This is a genomic window from Leisingera sp. F5 (assembly GCF_001593695.1).
In genome coordinates this window covers 1-3325 of the sequence record NZ_LUKH01000255.1, presented here as the reverse complement: position 1 = coordinate 3325, position 3325 = coordinate 1, and the positions used below count along the sequence as shown (strand labels likewise).

At 64.4% G+C, this 3325-nt stretch carries 4 protein-coding genes; all 4 read right to left on the bottom strand.

Going from position 1 to position 3325, the window contains the following annotated elements; translation table 11 throughout:
* Positions 1 to 216 precede the first annotated feature (216 nt).
* Positions 217 to 1329 (bottom strand): mandelate racemase/muconate lactonizing enzyme family protein, encoded by a 1113-nt coding sequence (locus A2I95_RS28390; protein ID WP_291735297.1) that lies wholly within the window; start codon positions 1327 to 1329, stop codon positions 217 to 219.
* Positions 1330 to 1346: 17 nt separating this feature from the next.
* The gene (locus tag A2I95_RS28385; protein ID WP_291735295.1) at positions 1347 to 1955 is read right to left on the bottom strand and encodes a dimethylsulfonioproprionate lyase family protein; all 609 of its coding nucleotides are present in this window, start codon (positions 1953 to 1955) and stop codon (positions 1347 to 1349) included.
* Positions 1952 to 3034: an alcohol dehydrogenase family protein gene (locus A2I95_RS28380; RefSeq protein ID WP_291735291.1), complete on the bottom strand. Its 1083-nt coding sequence runs from the start codon at positions 3032 to 3034 to the stop codon at positions 1952 to 1954. Before A2I95_RS28380 ends, A2I95_RS28385 begins: the two co-directional genes overlap by 4 nt.
* Before the next feature lie 101 nt (positions 3035 to 3135).
* Positions 3136 to 3325, bottom strand: a 190-nt coding sequence (locus tag A2I95_RS28375; protein WP_291735288.1) for a glycine cleavage T C-terminal barrel domain-containing protein, incomplete at its 5' end; no start/stop codon positions are given.

Sequence of the window (3325 nt, the reverse complement as noted above, 5' to 3'; positions counted from 1 at the left end):
GATGATCGACGACACTCGCGTCCGCGTGACCCGTTTCGATTTTGCCCCCGGTGCCAGCCGGTCTCGGCACCGGGGGCAAAATCGAAACGGGTCACGCGGACGCGAGTGTCGTCGATCATCTGGGTGGCTTGGGCTGCGGTACTCATGGGCGGTGGTCCTTGTTGCGGGTGCGGGAGCCTCCGGCGGGGATATTTGAGGCAAGAAGAAGGATGGGCGTCAGGCGTTTTCTCCAAACGTGGCAATTGGGGCGCCGAGCCTTTCGAAGTCGGGGGTCACACCCAGCCCGGGCGCATCCGGCGCATAGAGCTTGCCGTTCTCGGCACGCGGGCCGCCGATGCCGGTGGAGCGGGTGTTGTAGTTCATCAGGTCGGTGGTGTTGTGCAGGTATTCCTCAGGCGTGGTGGCGGCGAAATGGGCAAGCGCAGCGCTGGCAATCTCGCCGCCCCAAGTGTCCTCGGCCACCACGGGCAGGCGGTTTTCGACAAGGTAGTCCCGTACCCGGCGTGCCTTGGAGATGCCGCCGAGGTTGGAGATCTTGAGACAGACCAGATCGGCGCCGTGATCGGCGACGATGCGCTGGGCAGCGTGCATCCCGGTCACGCATTCATCGAGCTTCATTGGCAGGTCGGTGCGCATCCGCACCTGCTGGCATTCCTCGTAAGTGCGGCAGGGCTGCTCGAGGATGTAGTCCAGATCCCTGGTTGCCCGCGCCACCCGCAGCGCATTGTCGACCCGCCAGCCCTGGTTGGCATCGGCCATCGCCTTTTCGCCCGGTTTCAGCAACGGCACGGTAGAGCGGATGCGGTCGATATCTGCGGCCCAATCGCCGCCGACCTTGACCTGGAACTGGCGATAGCCCTGCGCCCGGTAGCCATCCATTTCGGCAATGGTTTCCTCAATGCCTTTCTGCGGTGCCACCCGGTACATAGGCGCACCATCGGTCAGCTTGCCGCCCCAGAGCCGCCACAGAGGCGCATCCAGCGACTGGCCCAGAATGTCCCAGCAAGCGGCGTCAAACGGGCCCTTGGCATAGCCGTGCCCCTGCACCAGGTGGTCCATGATCCGCTCGATCCGGGCCACATCGCGCGGGTCCTCGCCGATGAACGCAGGCGCGACCAGCCGGGCCAGGGCCGGCACGCCTTCGGAATGCGCCACCATGTAGTTCTCGCCGCAGGGGGTGAACTCGCCGCAGCCCTGCAGCCCTGCGTCGGTGTCGATCACCACCACCGAGGCAGTGGCGGTTTCAATCGCATTGCCTGCGCCCCAAACATAGGCGCCGCCTACATAAGGAAGGCCGGTCTGGAACACGCGGATACGAGTGATCTTCATGGATTACGCTCCTGTGGTCAGCCCGGGGACATTGCCGGATCATCCGCCAGCCCCTCGCCGCGCCAGAAAACGAAGCAAAGGATCGGATGCTCATTAGTGATCATCGCATGCGGCTGATTGGGCCCATGCATCTTGGTGTCGCCCGGCACCAGGCGGCGCACCTCTTCGCCTTTGGCCATGAAATCGGCGCTGCCGGAGAGAATGGTGTAAAGCTCTTCCGGTCCGTGCTGATGCCAGGGGTAATCAAGCCCCGGACCCCAATAACCGATGGTCATACGGGTTTGCAGCGAGTGGAAGTGGCCGGTTGGCCCCACCAATTCAAACCAGCCGAAGCGCTGCAGGAAATCCTTGCCGACTTCCTCCTCCGTATAGGTGAGGCGCCATTCGGCAACGGGCGCCAGCGCCATGACCGCCTGCTGCAGCGCGCGAACCTCGGCGGCTGCCGGGATGCCCTCGGCGGCAAAGCCAGGGTCCGATTGCACCAGCGCTGCGCCGGTGACCTGGTTTCCGCCCCGCCCGGCCCAGGAGAGGTCATCCGGCCAGGGCTGGAATTCCGCCACCGCGGGCAGCGCTGCATGATACGCTTCGGCGGCCGCCAGCGCCTGATCGAACAGCGCCCGGCTCATGGCACCACCACAATGTTGCCGGTGTGTTTTTTGGCAATGAAGGCAGCCTGCGCTTCCTTCAAGTCTGAAAGCGGGTAGGTTGCCGCCAGCGCCGGTTTGATCTCGCCTTTCTCGATGTAGGAGACCACATCGGTGAAGTTGCGGTGCGGTGTCACAGTGGAGCCAGTGAAGGTCAGGTCGCGCAGGTAAAAGGTTCGCAGATCCAGCTCCACCATCGGTCCGGCAATCGCACCCGAGCAGGTGTAGCGGCCGCCGCGCTCCAGCACGCCGATCAGTTCGGGCCAGGCGGCACCGCCAACCACATCGGCTGCAACGGTGACGTTCTCATCGCCAAGTGCGGCCCGAAGGTTTTTCGGCGACCGCGGCAGGATCAGGTCGGGGCCGAGTTCGGCCACCTCTGCGTGTTTGGCCTCGGAGGCCATCGCGATCACCCGTGCGCCGCGGCGTTTGGCAAGCTGGATCAGCGCGCCGCCAACCCCGCCCGAAGCTCCGGGGATCAATACGGTGTCGTCCTCGCCAACATTGGCTCGGCTCAGCATGCCTTCGGCGGTGACATAAGAGCAGGAGAAGGTTGCAAGCTCCGCATCGCTGAAGTTGCTATCGATCACCGCCACGCCGCGAACGTCCGCCTTGGTGTATTCGGCAAAACCGCCATCGCATTCGGAGCCGAAGTAACCGGCCTTGTCCATGTTTTCCGGGTCGTCCCAGTCACGGACCCAGCCGCCAACCATGACGCGCTTGCCCACCAGAGCCGGGTCGGCACCGTCACCAACCGCCACCACTTCGCCAACGGCGTCGGCCCCCTGGATACGCGGGAAGGTGAGGGGCCGCCCGCCCCAGGTCGGGTCTTCCTCGCCCGCTTCGTCAAAGGCGCCGCCGGTGGTGGCGCCCTCAACTGCCTTGGAATACCAGCCGGAGCGGGTGTTCACATCGGTGTTGTTCAGGCCGCAGGCGCCGACCTTGATCAGCACCTCCATCGGGCCGGGTTGCGGCACCGGCCAGTCCTCGTGCCATTCGTATTTGTCCAGATCGCCATGGCCGGTCAGAACCATCGCCTTCATGGTATCGGGCAGGGTCATTTTTCGCGTTTCCCTTTTTGGCTATGGAGGAGGGGGCGCTGCCCCCGCCTTTGGCTCCCCCGGAGTATTTTTGAATAGATGAAGGGGAGCCTGTTGTTTGCTCATTCTGCCGGAGCGAGTTCCGCGTCGGTACGGGGCCGCAGGCTTTCGGGGTCATAGGCGGGGGCGCCCAGGATCCGGCCCTTGCGCGGCTCTCCGGCAACGATCACTTCGATCTGCGTGTCCGGCACATTGGCGTGCGGTTTCACATAAGCAAAGGCCAGGATCTTGCCGACGGTATGGCCATAGGCG